This window comes from Paragemmobacter ruber (assembly GCF_009908315.1).
In the GTDB taxonomy this organism is placed as follows: Bacteria; Pseudomonadota; Alphaproteobacteria; order Rhodobacterales; family Rhodobacteraceae; genus Paragemmobacter; species Paragemmobacter ruber.
Window position 1 is genome coordinate 1,104,415 of record NZ_JAAATW010000001.1, and the last position, 25,484, is coordinate 1,129,898.

23 protein-coding genes are annotated in these 25,484 nt (G+C 63.6%); 14 read left to right on the plus strand and 9 right to left on the minus strand.

Going from position 1 to position 25,484, the window contains the following annotated elements; genetic code table 11:
* Positions 1-2 precede the first annotated feature (2 nt).
* From GU920_RS05330 to GU920_RS05345, 4 genes are read right to left on the minus strand one after another with little or no spacing between them, the layout of a single operon-like run.
* Positions 3-674, minus strand: a complete 672-nt coding sequence (locus tag GU920_RS05330; protein ID WP_161765903.1) for a 3-oxoacid CoA-transferase subunit B — start codon at positions 672-674, stop codon at positions 3-5.
* Positions 671-1,405: a 3-oxoacid CoA-transferase subunit A gene (locus GU920_RS05335; protein ID WP_161765904.1), complete on the minus strand. Its 735-nt coding sequence runs from the start codon at positions 1,403-1,405 to the stop codon at positions 671-673. Before GU920_RS05335 ends, GU920_RS05330 begins: the two co-directional genes overlap by 4 nt.
* A gap of 26 nt (positions 1,406-1,431) precedes the next feature.
* On the minus strand, positions 1,432-3,159 hold the full coding sequence (locus GU920_RS19455) for an ABC transporter substrate-binding protein (protein WP_161765905.1): 1,728 nt from the start codon (positions 3,157-3,159) through the stop codon (positions 1,432-1,434).
* A 10-nt stretch (positions 3,160-3,169) separates the two neighbouring features.
* The gene (locus GU920_RS05345; RefSeq protein ID WP_161765906.1) at positions 3,170-4,093 is read right to left on the minus strand and encodes an NAD(P)-dependent oxidoreductase; all 924 of its coding nucleotides are present in this window, start codon (positions 4,091-4,093) and stop codon (positions 3,170-3,172) included.
* Positions 4,094-4,388: 295 nt separating this feature from the next.
* Here GU920_RS05345 and GU920_RS05350 point away from each other — a divergent pair, with 295 nt between their 5' ends.
* The 13 genes from GU920_RS05350 (at position 4,389) to GU920_RS05410 (ending at position 17,419) form a co-directional block, all read left to right on the plus strand.
* Positions 4,389-5,456, plus strand: coding sequence for a zinc-binding dehydrogenase (locus GU920_RS05350; protein ID WP_161765907.1), 1,068 nt, complete (start codon positions 4,389-4,391; stop codon positions 5,454-5,456).
* Positions 5,457-5,484: 28 nt separating this feature from the next.
* The gene (locus GU920_RS05355) at positions 5,485-6,555 is read left to right on the plus strand and encodes an SDR family oxidoreductase (protein WP_161765908.1); all 1,071 of its coding nucleotides are present in this window, start codon (positions 5,485-5,487) and stop codon (positions 6,553-6,555) included.
* A gap of 17 nt (positions 6,556-6,572) precedes the next feature.
* Positions 6,573-6,857, plus strand: a complete 285-nt coding sequence (locus GU920_RS05360; protein ID WP_161765909.1) for a YciI family protein — start codon at positions 6,573-6,575, stop codon at positions 6,855-6,857.
* A complete protein-coding gene (locus GU920_RS05365; protein WP_161765910.1) occupies positions 6,857-7,864 on the plus strand; it encodes a Gfo/Idh/MocA family protein in 1,008 nt (335 codons plus the stop codon). Before GU920_RS05360 ends, GU920_RS05365 begins: the two co-directional genes overlap by 1 nt.
* A gap of 15 nt (positions 7,865-7,879) precedes the next feature.
* Positions 7,880-8,860, plus strand: coding sequence for a zinc-dependent alcohol dehydrogenase (locus GU920_RS05370; RefSeq protein ID WP_161765911.1), 981 nt, complete (start codon positions 7,880-7,882; stop codon positions 8,858-8,860).
* Positions 8,861-8,890: 30 nt separating this feature from the next.
* A complete protein-coding gene (locus GU920_RS05375; protein ID WP_201743970.1) occupies positions 8,891-9,895 on the plus strand; it encodes an ABC transporter permease in 1,005 nt (334 codons plus the stop codon).
* A 30-nt stretch (positions 9,896-9,925) separates the two neighbouring features.
* Positions 9,926-10,981: a substrate-binding domain-containing protein gene (locus tag GU920_RS05380; RefSeq protein ID WP_201743971.1), complete on the plus strand. Its 1,056-nt coding sequence runs from the start codon at positions 9,926-9,928 to the stop codon at positions 10,979-10,981.
* 75 nt (positions 10,982-11,056) lie between these two features.
* Positions 11,057-13,585: an ATP-binding cassette domain-containing protein gene (locus GU920_RS05385; protein WP_201743972.1), complete on the plus strand. Its 2,529-nt coding sequence runs from the start codon at positions 11,057-11,059 to the stop codon at positions 13,583-13,585.
* A gap of 79 nt (positions 13,586-13,664) precedes the next feature.
* Positions 13,665-14,525 (plus strand): dioxygenase family protein, encoded by an 861-nt coding sequence (locus tag GU920_RS05390; RefSeq protein ID WP_161765913.1) that lies wholly within the window; start codon positions 13,665-13,667, stop codon positions 14,523-14,525.
* Between the two features lie 10 nt (positions 14,526-14,535).
* The gene (locus GU920_RS05395) at positions 14,536-15,609 is read left to right on the plus strand and encodes a ketopantoate reductase family protein (protein WP_161765914.1); all 1,074 of its coding nucleotides are present in this window, start codon (positions 14,536-14,538) and stop codon (positions 15,607-15,609) included.
* Positions 15,602-15,940, plus strand: coding sequence for a hypothetical protein (locus GU920_RS05400; RefSeq protein ID WP_161765915.1), 339 nt, complete (start codon positions 15,602-15,604; stop codon positions 15,938-15,940). Before GU920_RS05395 ends, GU920_RS05400 begins: the two co-directional genes overlap by 8 nt.
* A 35-nt stretch (positions 15,941-15,975) precedes the next feature.
* A complete protein-coding gene (locus GU920_RS05405; RefSeq protein ID WP_161765916.1) occupies positions 15,976-16,494 on the plus strand; it encodes a VOC family protein in 519 nt (172 codons plus the stop codon).
* Positions 16,495-16,786: 292 nt separating this feature from the next.
* On the plus strand, positions 16,787-17,419 hold the full coding sequence (locus tag GU920_RS05410; protein WP_161765917.1) for a tyrosine-type recombinase/integrase: 633 nt from the start codon (positions 16,787-16,789) through the stop codon (positions 17,417-17,419).
* A gap of 255 nt (positions 17,420-17,674) precedes the next feature.
* Here GU920_RS05410 and GU920_RS05415 read toward each other — a convergent pair whose 3' ends face one another.
* Genes GU920_RS05415 through GU920_RS05435 form a run of 5 tightly spaced genes read right to left on the minus strand, consistent with a single transcriptional unit; the run spans position 17,675 to position 23,667 of the window.
* Entirely contained in the window at positions 17,675-18,634 is a 960-nt protein-coding gene (locus GU920_RS05415) for a sugar-binding transcriptional regulator (protein ID WP_161765918.1), read from the minus strand.
* 25 nt (positions 18,635-18,659) lie between these two features.
* A complete protein-coding gene (locus GU920_RS05420) occupies positions 18,660-20,318 on the minus strand; it encodes an acetoin dehydrogenase dihydrolipoyllysine-residue acetyltransferase subunit (RefSeq protein WP_235933069.1) in 1,659 nt (552 codons plus the stop codon).
* Position 20,319: 1 nt separating this feature from the next.
* Positions 20,320-21,330: an alpha-ketoacid dehydrogenase subunit beta gene (locus GU920_RS05425; protein WP_201743973.1), complete on the minus strand. Its 1,011-nt coding sequence runs from the start codon at positions 21,328-21,330 to the stop codon at positions 20,320-20,322.
* Position 21,331: 1 nt separating this feature from the next.
* Positions 21,332-22,345 (minus strand): thiamine pyrophosphate-dependent dehydrogenase E1 component subunit alpha, encoded by a 1,014-nt coding sequence (locus tag GU920_RS05430; protein WP_161765919.1) that lies wholly within the window; start codon positions 22,343-22,345, stop codon positions 21,332-21,334.
* Positions 22,346-22,347: 2 nt separating this feature from the next.
* Positions 22,348-23,667: an NAD(P)H-dependent oxidoreductase gene (locus GU920_RS05435; RefSeq protein WP_161765920.1), complete on the minus strand. Its 1,320-nt coding sequence runs from the start codon at positions 23,665-23,667 to the stop codon at positions 22,348-22,350.
* Positions 23,668-23,930: 263 nt separating this feature from the next.
* Between GU920_RS05435 and GU920_RS05440 the strand changes: the two genes are divergently transcribed.
* A complete protein-coding gene (locus GU920_RS05440; RefSeq protein ID WP_161765921.1) occupies positions 23,931-25,484 on the plus strand; it encodes an ABC transporter substrate-binding protein in 1,554 nt (517 codons plus the stop codon).

Consider the following 25,484-nt stretch of genomic DNA (forward strand, 5'->3'; position numbering starts at 1 on the left):
GGTCAGATCTCCGGCACGGTCAGATCGGCAGGCGGGGCGGGGATCAGCAGTTCGGCCCCGGTCATGGACTGGAGTTCATCCACCGAGAGCGCAGGCAGTTTTTCCCGCAGGACGAAGCGGCCACCTTCGACGTCGATCACAGCGAGGCTGGAATAGATGCGGGTGACGCAGCCGACACCGGTCAGCGGCAGATTGCAGCGTTTCAGGAGCTTGGGCTTGCCATCCTTGGTGACATGGTCGGTGATGACCGCCACACGCTTTGCGCCGTGGACGAGGTCCATCGCTCCGCCCACGGCAGGCACGCCTTTCGGCCCGGTGGACCAGTTGGCAAGATCGCCGTTTTCGGCCACCTCATAGGCGCCGAGGATCGCCACATCGAGATGCCCGCCGCGCACCATGGCGAAGCTGTCGGCGTGATGGAAGAAGGCGGTCCCGGGTTTGAGGGTGACGGCCTTCTTGCCGGCGTTGATCAGGTCCCAATCCTCTTGCCCGGCAGCGGGGGCCTCTCCAAAGCCGAGGATGCCGTTTTCGGTGTGGAAGATGGCCTGACGCCCCGGAGGCTGGAACCGTGCCACCATTTCCGGAAAGCCGATGCCGAGGTTCACATAGGCACCATCCGCGATGTCCTGTGCGGCGCGCCATGCCATCTGGGTGGGAGTGAGTTTCGGGGTCATTCTGCCACCTGCGGGTAACGGGCGTTGGCGCGGTTGAGCGTTTCTTCCTGTGCGGGGTTTTCGACCTGCACCACGCCCTGGACGAAGATGCCGGGGGTTATGACGGCTTCGGGGTCGATGCTTCCGGGGGCCATGATGCGCGAGACCTGCACAATGGTGGTGGTGGCGGCCATGCACATGAGCGGGTTGAAGTTGCGTGCGGCCATCCGGTAGGTGAGGTTGCCGAGCCGGTCGCCCAGATGCGCCTTGATGAGCGCATAGTCGGCCTTAAGCCAGCGTTCCTGCAAGTAAGGCCGCCCCTCGAACATCTCGACCGGTTTGCCCTTGGCAAGGTCGGTGCCATAACTGGTGGGGGTGTAGAAGGCGGGGATGCCTGCGCCGCCCGCGCGGATGCGTTCGGCTAGGGTGCCTTGGGGGACAAGTTCCAGTTCGATCTGGCCTGCGAGGTAGCGGTCGGTGAAGACCACCGGATCGACAGAGCGGGGGAAGGAGCAGATGAGTTTGCACACCATTCCCGCCTCGATCAGCGCGGCAAGGCCGATGTGGCCATTGCCGGCGTTGTTGTTCACCACCGTCAGGTCACGGGGATGGCCGGTCGCGTGGAAGCGGTCGATCAGCGCATGGATCAGTTCGATCGGCGCGCCGGAGCCGCCGAAACCGCCGATCATCACGGTCATGCCATCCTGTATGCCCGCCACGGCAGTGGCGAGATCGGGAAGCGTCTTGTCCATCCTTTGGTCTCCGATGTCTGGGGTCCTCAGGTCGCGTTCACCAATCTGAGGATGCTGTTTTCCGCATCGCGCAGCGCCTGCTTGGGGTTCTTGCCATGGAATACGGCGTCATGGATTTCGGTGCCCAGAACCTGTTCGATCAGACTGAATTCCTTGATGGGCGGGCGGGCCCAGGTCACCAGTTCATTGCGGCGGGCCAATTGATCGACCATGCTGACGATGGGCGAGGAGGCCAGCGCCTCGGGATCCGCGCAGACCGAAAAGCGGGGGGCGACGGGGAAGCCGTTTTTGACATGGGCTTTCATCGCCTCGGGCGAGACCATCCAGGCGATGGCGTCGATGATCTGCTTTTGCCGGGCTGGTTTGACGGTGGCGGGGATCGTCATAAGGAAGCCGCCGATGGGGGCTGCGATCTGGCGCATCCGGCGCGAGGGCGGCGGCAGATAGGCCACGCGGCGGGTGACCTGCGAGCTGAGTTCGTGTTCGAAGCGAGCGGCACGCATTGTCCAGCAATAGACCATGCCCGCACGGCCCGACATGAAGCACTGGGTGTGCTTTTCCCAATCCATCGTGGCGATATCGGGGGGCGAGACTTCGACAAGCTGTTTCATGTAGTCGATCACCTCGAGCGCGTCAGTGGTGTCGAGCTGAAGCTTCAGCTTTTCGAAGCGCGGGAAATCCCAGCCTTCGGGATTGTGCATCGGCACGTCGATGATGGTCTTTTGGCAGGCGGCAAGAAAGAACATGAAGGAATGCGCAATGGGCATGCCGCGATGGCCGTTCCAGGCGATGCCGTAGAATTCCTGCGCCGGGCGGTGCAGGGCGCGGGCGGCAGCGATGGTTTCATCGAAGGTGCGCGGGAAGATGAGGCCCTTGTCTTCGAATAGGTCGCGGCGGGCGGCGAGGATCTCAATCGTGCAGTAGAGCGGGATGCCGTATTGCCTGCCTTTCCAGTTGCCGGTGCCCCAGACGGAGGGGTGGAAGTCGAGCGGGTTGATGGCGGCATCCTGCAACAGATCGTCGAGGGGGGCGAGGTAGCCCTTCTCGGCGAATTCCCCAAGCCAAGGCATGTTGATGGAGATGACGTCGTATTCGGCGGCGGGCTTCTGGAAGGTGGCATGCGCGCTGGCATAGAGGTCCGGCAGGCGCTGCAGATCGAAGCTGCTTTTGCGGCTGAGGTCGTTGCGGAAATCCGACCACATGTTGCGCATGGACGAAAAGTAGTTGTCGTCGTTCAGCAGGAAGCGGATGTCGCCGGGCACCTTGCCTTCGATGTCGTCGCCGCGGATGGGCGAGATGATCTGCGCGGCGAAGTAGCTGCCGCCGAAGTAGTATTCATCCGCCTCGGTCCCCTTGCGCAGGCCGAAGGTGCGGGCGAGGTGACCTTTGACATGGTTGGCGAAGTCCATGAAGCTGTCGAGCAGCGTGTCGGTGGGTTCAAGGAAATGGGTCTTGAGCCCGCCGCCGCGCGGCACCTGCCGGATCAGACCGTCTTCGATCATCTTGGTCACGGCGCGGTTGCCTGTGCTGTAGGGCACCCCCGAAAGCGTGATGAGGCCTGACTTGTCGATGGGGCGGCGGCGCAGATGGGCATCCACCAGTTCCAGCACGATGTTCCAGAACGTGTCCTTCGATGCGCCGGGAACGCCCGTATCAAAAGGGGCGCGGAGTTTGCGCAGGAAGTCCACGATGCGCGACAATTCGTGCGGGGTCAGTTCCCTGCGCGCCGTGATCTGCGTGTTCTGTTGCTGCACGGCTGTGATCCTATTGCGCGGAAATCCCTGAATGCCATTTGATCAGGGCAAAGAAGTCATCCTGATCATGGCCGGTATTGGCGGCCGCGCGATACAGTTCGAGGATCAGCCCTGCCGTCAGCAGCGGCACACCCTTGGCGCGCCCGGCATCGCTGATCAGGGTGAAATCCTTGATCATCTGCTGCACCGTGAAGGCGGGTTTGTAATCCCCCGACACGATGAGGGATGATTTATACTTGAACAACGGCGAGGCAACGGCGCTTTCGTTGATCACCTCGACCATCTTCTCGGCGCTCAGGCCACCGCTTGCCCCCAGCGACAGCGCCTCGGCAAGGATGGCGGCGTTGGCACCGACGAGCGTGTTGATCACAAGCTTCATGTAGCGCGCCTCTTCGCCGGGGCCGAGGTAGAACTGGCGCGTGGAGAAGTGGCGGATGAGGGGAAGCGCTTCGTCCCACCCGGCCGGATCGCCAGAGGCGAGGACAGTCAGGGCGCCCTGCTGCGCGGTGGTGGTGCTGCCCGAGACGGGGGCGCGGACATAGCGAATTCCCGCCGCGTCCAGCGCTGCTGCCACGTCGGCAGAGGCATCGGGAGAGACGGTGCTCATGTCCACGAAGGTGGCGCCGCGCGCGAGCACGCCCGCAAGGCCGGGCTCTGTGTCGCTGCCAAGAACCACAGCGCGCAAGGCGTGATCGTTTGGCAGGGTTGCAAAGACGATGTCACAGCGCGAGACTGCCGAAAGGTCGGCTGATGTGGCGGCCCCGGCTTGCTGTAGTGCGGCGCGCGCGTCCGGATCGGGTTCTGAAACCGCGACCGGATATCCGGCGCCGAGAAGGCGGAGCGACATCGGCGCGCCCATCTTGCCCGCCCCGACCCAGCCTGCCTGCAGGGCGTTCTCGGGCGCCACGTCCGCCCGTGCCAGATGCGACTCCATCCCTGTGACCCTCCTCCTTGGCCTTACCGACAATAGGGGAATCACTTCGGCGGTTCTTCTGTCGATTTGTCCGAAGTGGATAAATTAACGCGAAATGTTCCCAGATGGTTTTGTTATGCCTACTGGAGAGGAGACGAGTCGCTTTTGCGCGGGCGTTGCCCGGCAGAGCGGTGAGGCGAGAAAAAGGGTCGCACAAATCAGGATGGTTCAGACGCTGTCGCACGGTCGGCGGCGATCGGATGAGCCTTGCCGCCGAACGGGCGGGGTGCGGCGGTGGAGACGGAGGAGGCGGGTCATGCGTGCAGTAAGGTTTCACGGGGCAAAGGACATCCGGGTGGAGGATGTGGCCGAGCCGTCGGATCGGCTTGCCCATGATGACGTGCTGATCGCGCCGGTGGTTTCTGGGATCTGCGGAACGGACCTGCATGAATACATCGCGGGCCCGATCGTCACGCCAAAGACGCCGCATGCCTACACGGGCGCGACCAATCCGCAGATCCTTGGGCACGAATTTTCGGCGCTTGTCCTGAAGGTTGGTGATGCGGTCAGCCATGTGAAGGCGGGCGATCGTATCTCGATCCAGCCGCTTTTGTCGCCGCGCGACGATTATTATGGCCGGCGCGGGCTGTTCCATCTGTCGCCCAGCATGGGTTGCGTCGGGCTGAGCTGGGCCTGGGGCGGGATGGGCGAGAAGGCGGTGATCAAGGATTACAACGCCCAGCCGGTGCCGGACGGGATCACGGATGAGCAGGCCGCGATGATCGAGCCTGCCGCAGTGGCGCTTTACGGGGTGGATCGTGGGCGCGTGGAGGCGGGATCGACGGTTCTTGTGTCGGGTGCGGGTCCCATCGGGGCGCTGACGGTGCTTGCGGCAAAGGCGGCGGGCGCGGCAACGATCATCGTGGCAGAGCCTAACCCCAATCGCCGCCGCATCATTTCGGACATAGCGCCCTATGCCCATGTAGCGGATACCCGAAGCGGAGAAATTGCGAAGATCGTAGCCGATCTGACCGAGGAGGGCGTTGGAGTGGACGTGGCGCTGGAATGTGTCGGGTTGGAAGCGTCTCTTAACACCTGTGCCGAGGCGGTGCGTCGTCAAGGGCGGGTGGTGCAGGTGGGCCTGCACATGGCGCCCGCGCGCGTGGATGCCATGCTTTGGGCGCTGAAGGATATCACGGTCGAGGCGACGTGGTGCTACCCGACGCAGATCTGGCCGCGCATCGCTCGTATGATCGCGGCGGGTATTTTCCCGGTCGAGAAGGTCATCACCGCCCGGATCGACGCCAAGGATGTGGTCGCCAAGGGGTTCGAGGCGCTGCTCGACCCGTCGGGTGAGCATCTGAAGATCCTTGTCCGCACGTGAAACCGGATACCGCAGAGAGAGACCGAGAATGAGCACGAAGAACGTAGCCCTGATCGTGGGGGCGACCGGCCTGTCCGGCAGTTACACGGGCCGCCTGCTGAAGGAAAATGGCTGGACCGTAGTGACGCTGTCGCGTGGTGTGGCGGACCTTGAATTCTCGGACCGTCATATCGCGGCGGACCTCACGGATGGGGCTGGCAGCAAGGCGGCACTGGCGGCGGCGCAGGACGTGACGCATGTGTTCTTCTGCACCTGGTCGCGGCAGCCGAACGAGGCCGAGAATGTACGCGTGAACGGCGCGATGATCCGGCATCTGTTCGAGGGGCTGGAGGGCGCGGCCCTGAAACACGCCGCGCTGGTGACGGGGTTGAAGCATTACCTGGGGTCGTTCGACGACTATGCGAAGGTGAAGCCTTACACCCCCTTCCTTGAATCCAGCCCGCGCCTGCCGGGGCTGAACTTCTATTACGCGCAAGAGGATGTGCTGTTCGAATTCGCGGCAAAGCGCGGCTTTACCTGGTCGGTGCATCGCCCGCATACGATGATCGGTTTCGTCATCGGCAATGCGATGAACATGGCGGTGACGCTGGCCTGCTATGCCGTGATCTGCAAGCATACGGGGCGGCCCTTCGTCTATCCGGGGTCAACCGAGCAGTACAACGCCGTCACCGATGTGACGGATGCGCGTCTGCTGGCCCGGCAGTTGCTTTGGACGGTCGATACGCCCGCCGCGGCCGATACGCCCTTCAACACGGCCAATGGCGACGTGTTCCGCTGGACATGGCTGTGGCAGCAGATCGCGGATTACTTCGGGCTGGAGGTCGCGCCGCATCCGGGCCATCCCACCCCGCTTGTCGCGCAGATGGCGGATTCGCCCAAGATCTGGGCCGAGATCGTGGCGCAGCACGGGCTGCAGGACATCCCGGTCGATCGGCTGGCGTCGTGGTGGCACAGCGACGCCGATCTGGGACGGACGCTGGAATGTTTTACCGACATGACCAACAGCCGGACGCTTGGCTTTGCCGCCTATCAGTCCACCCGCAACAGCTTCACTGACGTCTTCGATGAATTGAAGGCGCGCAAGATCATCCCCGCCTGAGCCCTGCGGAGTTCACAATGCACTATGTCGTTCACTGCCTTGACCATGAGGGGGCCGTCGGCACCCGTCTGGCGAATTACGAGGCCCACAAAGCCTATCTCGCGGCTGCCACGGTGAGGACCGTGATTTCCGGCCCGCTGCTGGCCGATGACAACGAGACGATGATCGGATCCTGCTTCGTGCTGGAAGCCGACAGCCTTGCCGATGTGCAGGCGTTCAACAGCAATGATCCGTTCAACAAGGTGGGTCTTTGGAAGACCGTGTCGATTCGGCCCTTCCTCAAGCGCGTGGATAACCGGTGATGGCGGGTCCGGTGAAGATCGCCCTCGTGGGCATGGGGTGGTGGGGCCAGAAGATGCTGGCCGTGCTTGAGGCCGCGCCCGAGGATATCCGCGTGGTTCGTGCGGTGGAGCCGAATGTCGACGGCGTGCGCGCGCTGTGTGACGGCAAGGGCATCCCTCTTTCGGCCGATTACGCCGATGCGCTGGCCGATCCGGAGGTGGAGGCGGTGGTGCTGGCCACGCCCCATTCGCTGCATACCGCGCAGATCGCGGCGGCGGTGGCGGCGGGCAAGCACATCTTTTGCGAAAAGCCACTGGCGCTGACCAAGGCCGAGGCAGAGCAGTCGGTCGCGCTGTGCCGGGATGCGGGGCTGGTGCTGGGCATGGGGCACGAGCGGCGGTGGGAACCGCCGGTGGCCGAGATGCTGGCACTGGCGGATGCCGGGACTTTGGGCCGCATCCACCAGATCGAGGCGAATTTCAGCCACGACAAGTTCCTGTCGCTGGATCGCGGCAATTGGCGGCTGAAGGCGGATCAGGCCCCGGCGGGGGGCATGACGGCCACCGGCATCCATCTGCTGGACCTTTCGGTGCGGTTGCTTGGTCCCGCGGAAAGCGTGCTTTGCATTTGCGAACAGCTGTCTTCTGACCTGCCGCAGGGCGACACGGTCGCGGCCTATGTGAAGTTCAAGGGCGGCGGGACCTCCTATGTCTCGGCCTCGCTGGCCAATCCGTTCATGTCGCGCTTCACGGTCTATGGATCGGGCGGCTGGATCGACATCCGCGACAAGGCCCACGTCGAGGCGCCGGATGGCTGGATCGTGACCTCCGCCATGAAGGGCGGGCCGATCATGACGACCGAGGTCGGAAAGGCCGAACCCGTGAAGGACAATCTGGTGGCCTTTGCCCGCGCCGTGCGGGGCGGGGCGGCCTATCCGATCACCGCAGACCATCTGGTGAACAATATCGCACTGCTTGAGGCGGTGTTCCGCTCGGCCCTGTCGGGCCGGATCGAAACCGTTGCCTGAGAAAGGGAGACAGACATGAAGGCGCTCATCTTCGATCAGCCGAACAAGCCCGTGGTGACGGATGTCCAGACCCCGGGGATCACCGAGAACGAGGTCCTCGTCCGGTCGCGGCGTGTCGGTATCTGTCATTCGGATTACGAATTGTTGGCGGGCAAATACATCATCCCAATCAGCTATCCGGTCACGCCCGGCCATGAATGGGTGGGCGAGGTGGTCGAGGTGGGTCGCAACGTCAAGGGGTTCCGGCCCGGCGACCGTGTGGTGGGCGAATGCGTGATCCGCACACCCGAACGCATCCACCATTTCGGCTTTTCGATGGACGGGGCGAACCGCGAGTATTTCGCGGCACGGCCGGAATGGCTGCACAAGTTGCCGGAGGCCGTGGATGACGCCAAGGGCGCGCTGATCGAACCGTTTACCTGCGGGTACTACGCCGTGCTGCGGCATGGCGGTGTGAACCCGTCGCATCGGGTGGTGGTGTCGGGCGGCGGGACAATCGGTCTGGTGACGGCTGCGGCCGCCATCGGGATGGGGGCCGAGGTGATCGTGGTCGATCCCGTGCCGCTGCGCCGCGAGATCGCGATGAAACTGGGTTGCGTGGGCACGGTTGACCCGATGAACGGCAATCCGGTCGAGGCGGTGACAGAGATGACGAAGGGTGGCGCCGACCTCGTGGTCGAGGCGGCGGGTCATGCGGCGTCTTTGGCAAACGTGTTCGACTATGCGCGGCCCGAGGGCTGTGTGTCGATGGTGGGGATCAGCATCGGCCAGAAGATCCCGGTGGAGCTGGGCAAGATCCAAATCAAGGATCTGGACGTGAAGGGCTGCATCGGGTCGCCCGGTGTGTGGCCTTCGGCCATCCGGTTCCTCGAGCGGACGGGGTTCGACCTGTCGCCGATCCAGACGCACAGCTTTGCGCTGGATGACGCGCTGACGGCCTATGAGCTGGGCAAGGACCCGACCAAGGCCGTGAAGATCACGCTGGAAATCGCCTGAGGCGGGACCGGGATCGGGGGGAGCGGGACCATGCTGGACAATCCGGGGACGGCGACGATGCAGGGTGCTGCGCCCGACTGGCGGTCGGTGCGGTTGGCGCGCGGTTTCGTCACGGTGGTCGTCTCCACCGTCGCGCTGCTGGTCCTGTGCTGGGCTGTCGCGCCGTCGGCTGTTTCGGCGGGGGCGCTGGCGGGAAGCCTGCCCTTCGCGGCGATCATCGCCATCGTGGGGCTGGGGCAGATGCTGGTCGTGCAGCAGGGCGGGTTCGACCTGTCGCTGGCGGGCGGTGTGTCGTTGGCCGTGGTGATCACGACCCATTTGCCGTCGGGGAATGATGCGGCGCTGCCGTCGGCGATCCTGCTTGCGCTGGCCTTTGCCACGGTGGCGGGGGTGGCGAACGGCATCCTGGTCGGCGTTATGCGGCTGAATGCGATCATCGCGACGATCGGGATTAATGCGGTTCTTTACGGGGCTGTGTTTGCGGTCTCGGGCGGTGTGCCGCGCATCACGACCCCTCTGATGTCTGCGATTGCCGGGGGCAAGACGGCGGGCATCCCGAACTCGGTCCTGTTTGCGCTTGCGCTGATGCTGTTGGTCAGTTTCGTGCTGAAGAAAACGGTCGTCGGGCGCCGGTTCGAGGCGATCGGTGCCAACCCTGCCGCTGCGCATGCTGCAGGGCTGCGGGTGCGGCTGCATCAGACGATGGCCTATGTCTATGCGCAACTGCTCTACTGCGTGGCCGGTATCCTGATCTCCGGGATCACGCGCGAACCCACCGCCTTTCAGGGGGATAGCCTGCTGCTGCCGTCGGTAGCCGTCGTGGTGCTGGCGGGGACATCGCTGCTGGGCGGTCGGGGGTATCCGATTTCGACGGTGGTCGCTGCGTTCTTCCTGAACCAGCTGAGCCAATTCGCCCTTGCCGTCGGAGTGCCGTTCTCGGCCCAGACCATCATCCAGGCCTTGGCCCTGGTCTGTGGGATCGGCGTCTACTCGGTCCGCTGGAAGCGGTCCGCAAGAACTCGTGCATCAAAGTAAGTCCAAACTCGGAGGATACGGACAATGTCTATGGCAAAACCGATGAAGGCGGCTCTGGCAGCCTTTGCACTGACTACCGCCGTTGGCGCGACGGCCGCGATGGCGGAAACGCCGTCCTGGTGCGGGCCGAACGAGGCCTCGCTCGCCCTGCTGGACGGGTTTGGCGGGAACAGCTGGCGTCTGGTGACGACGGCATCCGGCGCGGAAGAGGCGGCGAAGTGCCCGACCATCACGCAGTATGAATATGCCGACGGTCAGGGCAACACGCAGAAGGCGATTTCGGACATCAACTCGATGGCTGCGCGCGGGATCAACGCGCTGGTGGTGTTCGGCGATGCCGGCCCCGCCGTGCTGCCCGCGCTGACCAATGCGCATCGTTCCGGTGCGGTCGTGGTGCCCTACCGCGTCGACGTGGGTGGCGCGGAAGGCGAGAACTACGCCAAGTTCATTGGGTCGTCCTTCGTCGAGGACGGCAAGAGCTGGGGCAATTGGATCAAGGAAATCCTGCCCGAGGGCGGCAACATCCTGTTCCTGTCCGGCCCGGCGGGCAACAGCCAGGGACTGGACGAGCTGAAGGGGATGAAGGAGGTTCTGGACGACAAGTATGTCTTCGTGAACCCTGAACCCTTTGCCGTCACCAACTGGGACCCGGCGCTGACGCAGCAGGTCCTGTCGGCCGAGATCGCGAAGAACGACAAGATCGACGTGATCGTGTCCGACTTCGGCCCGTCTCTGGTGGGCGCGCTGCCGGTGTTCAAGGAATATGGCCGCTCGATCCCGGCGCTCGCCACCTCGGACGGCAACTCGCTGGCCTGCTTCTGGGAGCAGAACAAGGACGCCAACCCGGACTTCAAACTCTTCACCGTCGCGACCGGCAACGACAACGTGCGTCTGGCCGTGCAGTGGGCGGTCGCGCTGGCGACCGGTGGCACGCCGCCTGCGGACAACATCTTCAAGGCGCCGGTCTACGAGAACTCCGTCACGGGTCAGCCGAACCCTGTCACCTGCCGTCCCGACCTGCCGGGCGCGATCTACCTGTCCGCCGAGCTGGCGGATGACGCGCAGGCCAAGGCGGTCGGCCAGTAAGGAGAACCGGGCCCGGGGGCGCGTTCCCCCGGGCCCATCCAATCGTTGCGGACCCTCATTGATCGAGGCCGACCCATGCCCGAGGCAGAGCCGATGATGCACATGAACGCGCCGCAGGCGACCGATCCCGCCCATGCAGAGCCGATCCTGCGGCTGTCGAACATCACCAAGGAATTTTCGGGGGTCGTGGCCCTTTCGGAGGCGTCGGTGGACATCTTCCCCGGCGAGGTTCACGCCATCCTTGGCGAGAATGGTGCGGGCAAGTCGACGATGATGAATATCATCTCGGGTGTTTTTCCTCCCACACGCGGGACCATTTCCGTCGAGGGCGACGTGATCGCCGCCATGACGCCGGAAAAGGCGGCGGCGCTGGGCGTCGCGATTTCCTATCAGCATCCGGCCGTGCTGGATGATCTTTCGGTGCTTGAGAACTTGCGCGTTGCCTTGCCGGATCGCGTCTTTGCGGGCGGCGATCCACATGTGATCGCGAAGGGGATGCTGGAGGATGTCGGGCTTCATGTGCCGCTGATGGCGCGGGCGGACGGGTTGACCGTCGCGCAGAAGCACCTGCTGGAGATTGCGAAGGCGCTGGCGGTGCAACCGCGCATCCTGATCCTTGACGAGCCTACCGCTGCCCTTGACCAAGAGGCGACGGACATGCTCTTCGACCGCATCCGTGCGGTCGTGGCAAAGGGGACGGCGGTGATCTACATCACGCACCGGCTGGCGGAGCTGCGCCAGATCGCGCGGCGCGTGACGGTGCTGCGCGACGGGCGGGTCGAGGGGCGCGCGCTGGTTGCGGATGTGTCCGACGACGACCTTCTGGGAATGATCGTGGGGCGCAGCCTTGCCTCGGCCTTTCCGCCGAAATGCGCGGAGGCTGCGCCGCCCGTGAATTTCACCGTTCGCGGGCTGACGGGGCGCAAGGTGCGCGACGTGTCCTTCGAGGTCGGACGAGGCCAGATCATCGGGATCGCCGGGGTCGAGGGGAACGGTCAGGCCGAGGTGATGCGCGCGCTGGCCGGGCTGGAAAGCTGGCAGGGCGAGGTGGTGCTGAACGGGGCATCGCTGGCACCGGCCGCGGTTAAGGCCAAGGCGGCCTACATGCCGTCAGATCGCCATTCCGAAGGGATCGCGTCGGAACTGACGGTGCGCGAGAATGCGACGTTTTCGGCGGTGGACCGCTTTGCAAGCGCAGGGATCGTGGATCGTCGCCGCGAACTGGCCGAAGTCGGGCGCATTTTCGGATCGCTGGCGGTCAAGGCACCGGGGATGGAGGCGGGCATCCTGTCGCTGTCCGGCGGAAACCAGCAGAAGGTGGTGATGGCGCGCGCGCTGCTGTCGCAGCCGGGCTTCATTCTGGCCGACGAGCCGACGCAGGGCGTGGACGTTGGCGCGCGGTTCGAGATCTATCGCATCCTGCGCGAGGTTTCGGCCTCGGGCGTGCCGGTGATCGTCAACTCATCGGACGCGGCGGAGCTGGAGGGGCTGTGCGACGTGGTCGTCGTGCTGTCGCGGGGCCGCGTGGCCGAGACGCTGCGCGGCGATGAGGTGACCGAGGATCGCATCGTCGCGGCGGCGGTGAAGGCGCAGTCGCATGTGACGGGCGACGGAGCGTCAACGCGCGCCGTGTCGGACCGTAAGGCGGGGCTGCGGCAGCTGATCGACAGCGACAATGCGACGGTCTATCCGCTGGCGGCGGTGATCGTGGCGCTGGCGCTTTATGTGTTCAGCCAGAACGGGAATTACCTTTCTTCCTTCAACATCTCGAACATCCTGCTTCTGGCGACAGCGCTGGGCTTCATCGCGTTGGGGCAGACGGTGGCGCTGCTGATGGGGGGGATCGACCTGTCGGTCGGGCCTCTGGCCGGGTTCCTTGTCGTGGTGGCGTCGTTCTTCATCAATGACGGGCAGGCCCCGCAGACCATCGCGCTGGGCTTTGCGTTGATGTTCGGGGTGGCGGTTGTCGTGGGGGCGGTGAACGGGTGCCTGATCCGGTTCGCCCATTTCACCCCGATCGCGGCCACTCTGGCCATGTATATCGGCCTGCAAGGCATGAGTTTCGTGCTGCGGGATGGCCCGGACGGGTACATCAACTTTGCCGTGATGGATTTCATCGGCTGGAAGCTTGGGCCGATCCCGCTGGCCTTTGTCGTTCTGGTGATCGTCGCGCTGGTGGCCGAGCGGGTGTTGAGGCATCGCCGCGCGGGCTGGCAACTGCGTGCGATCGGATCGGACGAGGGCGCGGCGCGGCGCATGGGCATCCGCATCGACCGCACGGTGATCGCGGGCTACGTCGCGGTGTCGCTGTTCACGGCTCTGGGGGCGGTGATGCTGATGGCGCAGATCGGCGTCGGTGATCCGCAGCAGGGCGTCAGCTACACGCTGGCTTCCATTACGGCGGTGGTTCTGGGCGGAACGAGCCTGCGGGGCGGGCGCGGCACCTTCATCGGGACGCTCATGGGGGCGGTCCTGCTGACCGAGGTGTTGAACGCGGTATCGTTCCTCGGGCTGTCCCAGATGTGGCAGTACCTGTTCCAAGGCGCGCTGATCCTTGCCGCAGCTCTGGTCTATTCGACCGCTCGCAGTCGCGCGCAGGCCTGACGGGTGCTGCACCTACACTGACACGGCGGACCGACGGCGCGTCGGTCCGACCGGAACATGATGACTGAAAGGACCAAAGATGACTTCCCAAGCCGTTGCGTATTTCACCGAACACGGATCGGTCGAGGCGGTGAACGCCCGCATCGGGGCAGGCTGCGATGCGCGGCTGGCGCTGGTGATGTCTCGGCTGGTCCATCACCTGCATGCCTTCGTGAAGGATGTCGCGCTGACGCAGGAGGAATGGGGGCTGGCCATCGATTTCCTGACGCGAACCGGCCAGATGTGCGACGACAAGCGGCAGGAATACATACTGCTGTCCGACGTGCTGGGCGTGTCGATGCTGGTCGATGCGATCAACAACCGCCGACCGGAGGGAGCGACGGAGAACACGGTGCTGGGGCCCTTCCATGTGGACGGCGTGCCCGAGATGCCTATGGGCACGAATATCTGCAAGGACGGGGCAAAGGAGCCCTGCCTGTTCGAAGGCGTCGTGACGGACCTTCAGGGCAGGCCGTTGCAGGGGGTGCGGATCGACGTCTGGTCAGACAATGAGGAGGGTTTCTACGACGTGCAACAGCCCGGCGTTCAGCCGGAGCACAACAATCGGGGCGTCTTTGTCACCGGGGCGGACGGGCGGTACTGGTTCGAAGGGATCAAGCCGGTTTCCTATCCCATCCCAGATGATGGTCCGGTCGGGCAGCTTCTGGGACGGCTGGGACGCCATCCCTATCGTCCGGCGCATATGCATTTCATGGTCAGCCGCGAGGGGTTCGACACCATCGTCACCCATACCTTCGTGGGCGGCGATGCCTATCTGGCGTCTGATGCAGTGTTCGGCGTGAAGGCGTCGCTGATTGCGCCCTTCGATCCGGTCGAGGGGGGCGCGACCAAGTGGCGGTCGCGCTTCGACTTCGTGATGAACCCGCGCGACGTGGTCTGAGGGGTTCGCCATGGACGTGCAAGCCACCCCTCCCGTCCGTCCGCGCATCGCCTTTCTCGGCACCGGGGCGCAGGGCTCCTCCATCGCTGCCGACTTCGCGCTGGCAGGCCATGATGTCACTTTCATCGACCAGTGGCCCGCGCATGTCGAAGCGATCCGCGCGAAGGGCATAACGGTCAACTTCCCTGCGCGCAGCGTGAACGTGAAGGTGCCCGCGCTGCATCTTTGCGAGGTGGCGGAGGTCAAGGGGAAGTTCGACCTGATCTTCCTTGTGGTGAAAGCCTATGACACGACATGGGCGACCCATCTGATCAGGCCAGTGCTGGCCGAAGACGGTTTTGTCATCGGTCTGCAGAACGGCATGACGCATGAGGAGATCGCGGCCGTCGTCGGACGGCACCGGACCATCGGCGCGGTGATCGAGATTGCGTCCAACATGTGGGTTCCGGGGGTCGTGAACCGGCAGAACGACCATGATGAAAGCTGGTTCGCACTTGGTGCCCTAGACCCTGACCAACAGCACAGGGTAGAGGGCGTGGCTGATATCCTGCGCTCGACCGGTCGGGTCGAGGTGATGGAGGACATCCGTTCGGCCAAGTGGATGAAGCTGGTCGTGAATGCGGCGGAACTGATCCCTTCGGCCATCATCGACACCGCCCTGAACGATGCCGCCCGCATCCCCGAGATGCTGGAGATCATGCGCGCCGCCGGATACGAGGCGATCCACGCCGCCCTGGCCGACGGGGCGACCATCATGCCGATCATCGGGATGCAGCCGGTGATGAGCAATGATCCCGAACGCTATGTGGACGAGATCTTTGCCGAGGTCCTGCGCACATTCTCACGCGAAGATACGCTGACGACGTCGTTGCAGGATTGGCGCAAGGGCCGCCGCGCCGAGGTGCAGGAGGTCAATGGCTGGGTTGTCGACATCCTGCGCGCGCATGGGCGTGATGCGCCCGTGAACCGCCGGATCGTGGAGGTGGCCTTCGAGATCGAGGCAGGGCGCGCGCGGCCGGAGCCCGGCAATCTGGCGCTGTTAAGGGCTACTCCGCAGCAGCAGGACGGGGCAAGTCATGCCTAACGTAAAGCTCTATGTGGATGATGGGGTGTTCCGGGACCGGCCATCGACGGTCGACGCGCTTCTGCCCCGCCTGCGCGATTTGATCTGCTCGGGGCTGGGCGTCACGACAGAGGCCTGCCACATCGTCGCGTTGGTTGTCCGGTCGCTGCCCGGGCAGACCCCCGTCAACATCGAACTCTGCCTGCTGCATAAGCCGGGTCGCACCCGTGCCGCGCTGGAATTGCTCTGTGGCGACCTGCGCGATCTTGCAGCCCGTGCGCTTGACGCGCCTGCCGCCGTCCGGTGCACCCTCGCGGAACCCGAAAACTACATCGTCATCCGTGCCGGATGACAAACCCCTGACGCCGCCCGAAGGAGGAGACCATCATGGCCGAGAAAGTCTATGGAATGCACCATATCGGGATCACGGTGCCCGATATCGAAGAGGGCATACGCTTCTTCAAGGCCGTGTTCGGCGCGGTGGAGGTGTTCCGCACCGGGGCCTTCGATGTGGACGAATCTTTCATGGAACGGCGGTTGGGAACCCCGCCGCATACGCGCATCCGCGATCTGGTCTTCCTGCGCTGCGGGGCAGGGACGAATGTCGAACTGTTCGAATACAGCGGCGAGGACAGCAGCGCGCGTCCGCGCCGGAACTCCGAGATCGGGGGAACGCATCTCTGCTTCGAAGTGGAAGATGTCTTTGCGTCGGTCGAGCGGTTGCGGGCGGAGGGAGTTGAATTCCTTGATGGTCCCAATACGGTGACGGAGGGGCCGCTGGCCGGGTTCAACTGGATCTATTTCAATGCCCCTTGGGGCCAATCTCTGGAAATCGCCAGTTTCACTTCACTTGGTTATGAAAAGGACACGGGCGAACGTATCTGGCGCGCCAAACCCGAGACCTGAGAACCGGCCAAAACCTACACTTCAGCCCGCTCTATAGCATTTGGTGCGGTGCGGCGTTGCCCAAGTATACGCCGGGAACCAAAGGAAGGCAGTTGTTCGATAGAGGCTCACTAAGGACGGTCGTCCGCTTTCCGCCCCGTCGACCTTCGCCGCATTCGCGAAGTGTAGGTATTGTAGGATGGGTTGAACGTCCGCTGTAACCACTCAGAACAATCAGACCCGTCATTTGTGGTATGCTCGACGAGCCGGATAGGCCGGAGAATGGGAGGGACGGTGGACAGGAGTATACGTCATGTCCAACGAACAACTGCCCGCACTTCGCCCAACCCGACCTGTCTGGAACAAGGGTCGCATCGTCGGCCAGAAGAGGCCCCTTGCACCGAAGCACGTCTGGTCGATACGCGTCCGCCTCGAAATGTCAGGCAACCTTCGCGACCTCGCGCTCTTCAACACCGCCATCGACAGTAAGCTACGCGGCTGTGATCTGGTGCGGATGAAGGTGCGTGACGTTTACGCCGCAAGCTCCGTCAAAGAACGGACGTCGGTTGTTCAGAGCAAGACCGGGAAACCCGTCCGCTTCGAGATAACCGAAACCACGCGACACTCGCTCCAGCGCTGGATCGCGGACGCGGAGATGACGGGCGCCGAGTTCCTGTGGCCAAGTCGCGTCCATGGAAGCCCGCACCTTTCGACCAGACAATACGCACGGATCATGCGCGGTTGGGTGATCTCCATAGGGCTCGAACCTAGTGGTTATGGCACGCATTCGATGCGCCGGACTAAAGTCGCCCAGATCTACAAGAAGACAGGCAACCTTCGTGCGGTGCAACTTCTTCTAGGCCACACGAAGATGGACAGCACGGTCAGATACCTGGGCGTCGACCTTGATGATGCCTTGTCACTGTCCGAAGCGATCGACCTATAGACTGAACCGCCCGGCATCGCTCAAGCCGGGCGGTCGCCATGATGTTGAGGGCCGTCACGGAGCCAAACGTCGGCTTTTCGGCTGATCACTGCCAACGGGGACGAGGTTGCCTTTGGACGTTCGCAATCGCGCACAGCGTTCTAACGGGCGGAGAGCGGACATTGGCAAAGCCGTTGGATAGCTATCATTAAGTCTTGGCTGACAGATCGCCCATTTGCCTTAGGGTCGTGAACCTATTGAAAGCCCCGTGGCCATTTACGAAAGCAGACTGATCGCCGTCTGTTCGTCGGTGACAAGCGTGGTCGGCACCAAGGTCCGCATGGCCGCCTTGATCGCAATGCGCTTTTCTTTTCCGCCGGAAATAAGAACCCTCTCCGGACAGCGGCGTATGAGGCTGAGGTCCGCCGAGATTACGCGGTCGTTCACCTCGTGCTGGACGGGTTTTCCATCTTCGGAAATGAAGTTGTAAAGGACGTCGCCGACGGCACCTGCCTCGATCAATGATCGGCGGTCGGCTTCCGTGATATAGCCTGTGCGGTAGCTCGTCGTCAGAGTGGAAATGCCACCGACCGACAGGAGGGCAACGTCCAACTTGGTTGCCATCTCAAAGATCGCAGCTAGTCCGCAGCGCTCCAGCAAGGCGTGTTTCGTCTCAGGGCTGTCCACGACGGCGGGGGCTGGGATCAGGAACCCTTCGCCCTGAAAAAGCTCGGCAAACTGCCATGCGAATTCAGCAGGGTTGAAGCGCCGTGCCGCTGCGATCCCGCCGAGAAGCGAAACGACGCGGAAATCCTCCAGCGTCTCGCCCGATATGAACGGCAGGGAGTTGTAAAGCGTGCGCCCCCAGCCAACTCCGACCGTCATTCCCGAAGTCATAAGACTTGAAATGAACGCGCCCGCCGCAGCCGCAATGACGCGCACGGGGTCTTCGTCCGGGTCGGCAAAGGGCGCAACGATCACGCGGTTTATGCCGAAGGTCGCCTCGATACGGCGTTCGATTTCTGTCAATTCAGCCAAGGGTGCCGAGACGGTGACGCGAACCTCGTTCCGGCGGCGCGCATCGGCCAGAAGGCGGACGACCATGACACGGCTGATGCCCAACTGCTGTGCGATGTCGTTCTGCGTGATGCCTTCCACATGATAAAGCCAGACCGCCCGCGCCCGCAGGCGGTCTGCTTCACTCTGGGTGCCTGGGGCTTGCCTTTCCAGCAGCATGAAGACCCCGATCCTTCCACACGGTTCAGTTCCCGGAAGCCGCCGACAGGTGCAGCCTCAAGATGCGCGCCACCCTGTCCGGGCATTCGATCTGCGGAACATGGCCCGCTTCGGACAAAAGGTGAAGCGCGAAATCGCCGGTGACGGATATGGATTGCCGCCAAGGAAGGATGTGGTCCTTGCGGCCCCAGATTAAGGTCGTGGGGCAGACCAACCGCGACAGCGCGGGGCGCAAGTCGAAGGGCTGTACACTGTCGGGGAAGAGCACGTCTGCCAGATCGCTCTGATAGGCCCGCAGCGAGGCATCCGCCCGCAAGCGCATCGCCGCTTTGGCGTAATCGTCGCTGATCCCGTCGGGCGTTGCTGTTAGTAACCGCAGCCACGGTGCAAGGCTTTCGGCACGGGTGGCGCGGGTAATGCCCGCCAGCGCCTGAGCGTGGACTTCCGGCCCAAGCCCCGCGGGCGCGATCATCGCAAGCGACCGCACCCGACGCGGCCGTATATCGACAAGCGCCAGCGCGAGGGCACCACCCAAGGAATGGCCGAGGATGTCGATGCGGTCATGGTCACGACAGGCATCGTCAAAGGTCTCCACGACCTGCCGCGCAAGATCGGTAAAGGACGCAACCCGCCGCCGCGGCGAACGTCCGTGACCTGGCAGGTCGATGCGGATCAGGGGACGGTCGCCGCCCATCGCCTTTTCCAGCGGAGCCCAGCTTTGGCTATCGGCGGTGAAGCCATGCAGCATGAGAAGCGGCGTGCCAGTTCCCTTGCGAGTCGTGACGTTGAGCTTGCCCGCCTCGGGCGTCCATACAGCGGCCACTGCTGGAGCATGCAGCGCCTCGGCCTGCGGCGGGGCGAAATTGGCGACGTCGTCGCGCTGGATCCTGCCCTTGGGGCCGGTTCCGGTTACTCGCGACAGGTCAATTCCTGCCCTGCGCGCCGCTGCCCGCGCCGCAGGCGTGGCGCGTAGGGCTGCGCCCTCCACCGACATGGCCGCCGTCGCGGCAATGACAGGTACTGTCGCAGGGGCAGAAGGCGCAGGCTTTGTCTCTGTTTCCGGGGTATCTGCAAGTTGCACCGACTGCGCCGATGGCCTTGGCCCAACGGCTACACCCACCGGATAGATGTAGGCCACGACCGAACCGACCGGCACCTTTTCACCGGATCGCGCCATGACGCGATGCAAGACGCCGCTTGCGGGGGCTTCCACCTCCATAGCGGCCTTGTCGGTTTCAATGTCGAACAGCGCGGCTCCCTTGTCGACGAGCTGTCCTTCGGAGACATGCCATGTGGCCAGCGTGCCGTGGGTCATATCCATGTCGACCTTGGGCAGGATCACCTCCACCGCCCCGGCTGTCGCCGCGACCGGCGCGGATGCAGTCGCAGGTGAAGAAGCAGGCGCAGCTGTGCTCTGTTTGGCCGTTTCCACCGCGTCAGCCTCGCCTTCGGCGTAGATCAGCGCAACGACCGTGCCGACAGCAACCTTGTCCCCCGGCTGCGCGGTTACGCCAGCCAGACGGCCAGAGGCTGGGGCTTCCACCTCCATTGCAGCCTTGTCGGTTTCGATGTCGAACAGGGCGGCCCCTTTGGTGACCGTCTGGCCCGGCAAGACATGCCATGTGGCAAGCGTGCCGTGGGTCATGTCCATGTCGACCTTCGGCAGAATGACTTCGACAGGCATGTCAGACCTCGCGCCGGGCCAGACGGCGGGCGGCGGCTTCAATGGTGTCGACCTGCGGCACGGCAGCGCGTTCCAGATCGGGGTTATAGGGAACCGGCGCATCGGCTGCGCCAAGCCGCAGGATTGGCGCGTCGAGATAGTCGAAGGCATCGCTTTCGGCGACCATCGCGCTGATTTCTGCCCCGACGCCGAAGGCTTTGACGCCTTCATAGACCACCATCAGACGCCCCGTCTTACGGACCGAGGCGAGGATCGTCTCATGATCTATGGGCCGGATTGACCGAAGGTCGATCACCTCAGCGTTGATGCCTTCGGCAGCCAGCTTCTCGGCCGCTTCCAGAGCGCGATGCACCATGATGGAACCGGCAACGATGGTGACATCGGTTCCCGCCCGCCGCACAAGCGCCTTGCCGATGGGAGTGTGATAGCTGCCCTCCGGCACTGGACCCTTCATCTTGTAGAGCAGCTTGTGCTCGAAGATCATCACGGGATCAGGGTCGGCCAAGGCCGCAAGCAACATGCCCTTCGCATCCTCGGGCGTTGCAGGTTGCAGGACCTTCAAGCCGGGGACATGGCCGAACCAAGCTTCGATCGACTGGCTGTGCTGGGCCGCCGCGCCAGTGCCCGAACCCGACGGCAGACGGAAAACGACCGGCACCGACGCCTCGCCCCCAAGCATGTAACGCAGCTTGGCGGCCTGATTGACAATCTGTTCCATCGCCAGCATGGCGAAATCCGAGAATTGGAACTCGTAGATTGGTTTCAGGCCCGTCAGAGCCGCACCGACCGCGACCCCGGCCCCGCCCAGTTCGGAAATCGGCGTATCCATCACGCGATCCTTGCCAAAGCGATCGACCAGATCGAGCGTCACCTGAAACGCCCCACCATAGACGCCGATATCCTCGCCCATCAAAATGACCGTGGGATCGGCTTCCATCGCGATGGCCATCGCCTCGCGGATCGCTTCGGAATAGGACAGGACACGCAGGCCTGCATCGCTCATGGCGTTCATCTCAGCTCTCCGCGTAGACATAGCGTGTGACATCGGTGACGGCGGGGGACGGGCTGTCCTTGGCGAAGGCGATGCCCGCCTCGACCGTCGCCACGGCATCGGCCGCAATCGCATCGGCCCCGGCTTCATCCAGAATACCATGCGCGATCAGTTCGGCGCGGAAACGGGCGATCGGATCGCGCGCCATCCATTCCTCGATCTCTTCCTTGGTCCGATAGCGGTTGCGGTCGGACTTGGAATGTCCGCGCCATCGATAGGTCAGATTTTCAACGAGACTCGGTCCTTCGCCCGCCCGCGCACGTGCGACGGCGATATGCACCGCCTCGGCCACGGCGGAAAAATCGTTGCCGTCTACCGTGACACCAGGCATCGCATAGGCCACTGCGCGGTCTGCGATGTTGCGGACTGCGGTTGCATAGGCGGCGGGGGTGGACATGCCATAACGGTTGTTTTCGCAGACAAAGACCACCGGCAATTTCCAGACTGCCGCCATGTTCAGCGCCTCGTGGAAAGCACCTTCGTTGTTGGCACCATCCCCGAAGAAGCAGACTGTCACGTCATCGCGCCCCAGTCTTTTTGCCGTCAGCGCAGCTCCCACCGCGATGGGCAGACCGCCCCCCACGATGCCATTCGCGCCAAGGTTCCCCGTCCGAACATCAGCAATGTGCATGGACCCGCCACGTCCGTGGCAATAGCCGGTTTCCTTGCCGAAAAATTCCGCGAACATCCTGCCCACGTCCGCGCCCTTGGCAATGCAGTGACCGTGGCCGCGATGGGTGGAGGTGATCTTGTCCGCGTCGGTCAGTTCCATGCATGTCGCCATGGCACTCGCTTCCTGACCGATCGACAGGTGCATCGTGCCGTGGATCAGGCCGCGCATATAGCTGTCTTCGGCACCCTCTTCGAAGCGTCGGATCAGATACATCCGACGCAGCGCTTCGCGCAGTTGGGCGGGCGCGTAGGTGCGGATGGCAAAGGGTCGGTTGTCGGCAGAAATTGCTTCGGCAGCGGTCATGGTCACAGCCCCAGCATCTTGTCCTGCCGAGCGCGCAGGGCCGCGATCTTGCTGCCTGCAGGAACGGTGGTGTTGGAATAGGTGATAAGTTCGCCCCGGCGGATCGGCGCGGTGACCTTGGCACCGGCCAGCAGGCCGCAGGGAATAGCGCCGTCCCTGCGCGCCTCGCCCGCTTCCATGATCCAGGCGCGGTAGCAGTATTCGCCGATCTGATCGAGGGTGTCCCCAACCGCCAGATCCTTCTTTGCCACGGCGCAGACCTCGGCCACCGGGCGCGACAATGGCACCATGTCGGCCTTGCCATACAGCACCACGCGGGCGCAGGTCAGCGGCACTTCAAGGCTGGTCAGGTGGTAGGGGCGGAAGAAGGTGAAATAGGGACCCTTGCCCATCTTCAGGTCTTCCATCCGCTCCCAGATGCGGGGGTGATCCATCTCGGCCACGACAAAGACGCCGGGGGCCACACCCTTGCCGATGGTGTAATCAACCCGCCCCTCGCCCGAAGACAAAAGCCCCCCCGCCGATTGCGGAACAAGGATCTTGTTCAACTCGTCACGCCCGGCAGCGGGGCCGTGCATACCCGGCTTGTCGGGGATCAGGCCGGTCGCGTTGGCGATGGCCGCCATCTCCACCATCGTCTTGGATCCATCCACGAATTCGACCAGCATCCGCGGGTTCATGTGCCGCCGGATCGCCTCTGCGGTGTATTCATCCGGGGTCGCGTCGATGTTCAGCGGGTTGTTCTTACCCTTGCCGGCCGAGACGATCCGATGGCCCATCGCGCTGACGAATTCGATCAGTTCCATGCAGGACGACGGCTCATCCCCCGCGCCGAGCGAATAGACAACGCCGAGACGTTCGGCCTCGGACCGCAGATAGGCGCCGATGGTGACATCCGCCTCGACATTCATCATCACCAGATGCTTGCCGCGCTCCATTGCGTGAAGGCCGATTTCCGCCCCCACGGCCGGAACCCCCGTCGCATCCACCACCACGTCGATCAGGCCCGCCTCCAGCAGCGCATCGACATTGTCCGTTACCGCGACCTTGCCCGCCTCCATCGCCGCATTTGCCGCATCGGACGACGACACGTCCTGCACGCGGTCCGCCGATCCATAAGCGATCTCCACCGACTTCGCCGCAGCCCCGGGCTTCAACTCGCTGATGGCGCCGATTTCGATCCCTTTCATATGCGCGACACGGCTGACGATGTCGGTGCCCATCTCGCCGGCGCCGACAAGGCCGATACGAATCGGCTTCCCGGAGTCGCCCCGCGCAGCCAGATCCTTAGCAAGCCCAGTCAGGGCAACATTCGTGGGCATGGACTGTCTCCTATCTTCACTACCCGGACGCTAATTGAACTTATGTTCTTGTGTCAATCAAGAGTTCATGCCGCAATGCAGCGAACAGCCATCAAAAAATCCATTGACAGGCTTTCACCCCAGAACACAGTATCTACATGCGAAACGAAAGTTCACGCAACGCCGCGAAGGCAGTCAATGCGTCCTGAGGAGACCGCAGCGACGACTTGCTTGCGCCGCGCGCGTCAGACCGTTCAAGTATCGCCAATGGGAGGAAGACAAAGATGACCATTCGTTTGGGGGGCATGTCCCGCCGCTCGTTTCTGCGCACGGGGGCAGCCTTTGGCGTTGCAACTGGCGCGGCCGGGCTGAAAATGCCAGCACTCGCGCAGGATAGCCTGCCCGATATCCAGGCCACGCTCGACAGCATCTCGGTCGAGAAATACGTGCGCGAGGACTATCGCAAGCTCTACAACATGTCGAACGAGCCGCTGTGGGACCCGGCCAAGGACTGGATCCGCACGGTCGATTGGGAAGCGGTCCGCAGCCAGCTGGGCGGCACGACCGTGCGTTTCGCCATCGGCGCGGCCGATCAGGAATCGGCCGCCGAAGGCCTCAAACCCTTCGAGGCGCTCTCGGGCATCAAGGTTGAACTGGTTCCGATCCCGGATGACAGCATCTACGACAAGGCGATTTCCGAATTCATCTCGGGCAATGCCTCCTTCGACGCGCTGCAGTTCTTCTCCGCCTGGCTGGGCGACTTTGCCGCGCCGGGCTTCCTGGCGCCGCTCGACGACTATGCCGCCAAGTGGAACCTGCCGCTGGACGATTTCTATGACACCTACCGCCTGAACTATGGCTACTTCAACGGCAAGCTGGTCGGCATCCCCTTCGACTGCGACATCCAGATGGTCCATCTGCGCAAGTCGGTGATGGAAAAGGTGCTTGGCGGTCCGATCGACCGCGCGAATTCCGTCCCGACCTATGACGAGTTGATCCGCATCACCGCCGAAGCCAACAAGCTGGGCGGTGGCGTGGCGGGCGTCGGCCTTTTGGGCGCGCGCGGCTTCTGGTCCACCTACACCTGGGAACACATCGCGGCACAGGCCGGGATGCAGCTCTTCGACGACAAGTGGAACCCGACGCTGAACACCGATGCCGGCATGAAGGGCATGGAGACGCTGCTCGCGCTGGCCCAGAACGCGATCGAAGGCGTGTCGGGCGCAGGCTGGGGCGAAAACCGCGCGGCATGGCTGGGCGGTCAGGTCGCGGCGAACATCAGCTGGCAGGACAGTGGCACACAGGCCATGCGCCCCGACCAAAGCCAGATCGTCGATGACTTCGTCACGATCTACGAACCGCGCATCGCAGGCGGCATCTTTGCGCCCCCGAACATCGCGGGTTCGACTTCGGTCGTCACGGCCACCAGCCAGAACCCCGAAGGCGCCTTCCTGATGCTGGCCTTCCTGACCACCTCGTCGATCATGGCGATGAACGAAGCCAACGCCAACGGCGTGGCGCCGGGCTACCGCTCGGTCCTGTCGAACGAACGTCTGCGCGCCGTGTCGCAGCCGATGGAAGTCTGGGCGAACAGCCTTGAACACGCCTGGTGCAGCCCGCGCCTGCCCGGCATGTTCGAGATGGAGCAGGCGCTTGGCAACGAAATCAACCGGGCGATCACCGGCCAGATCACCGCCAAGGAAGCGCTCGACAATGGCCAGGCCGCCTGGAAGGCGATCATGGAAAAGAACGGGTTCAAGGATGGCTCCGGTCCCGTCGACTATGCCTCGGTTGCACCGGGGCTCTATGTCGGCGGCGGCAAGGCCCTTCCGTTCTGA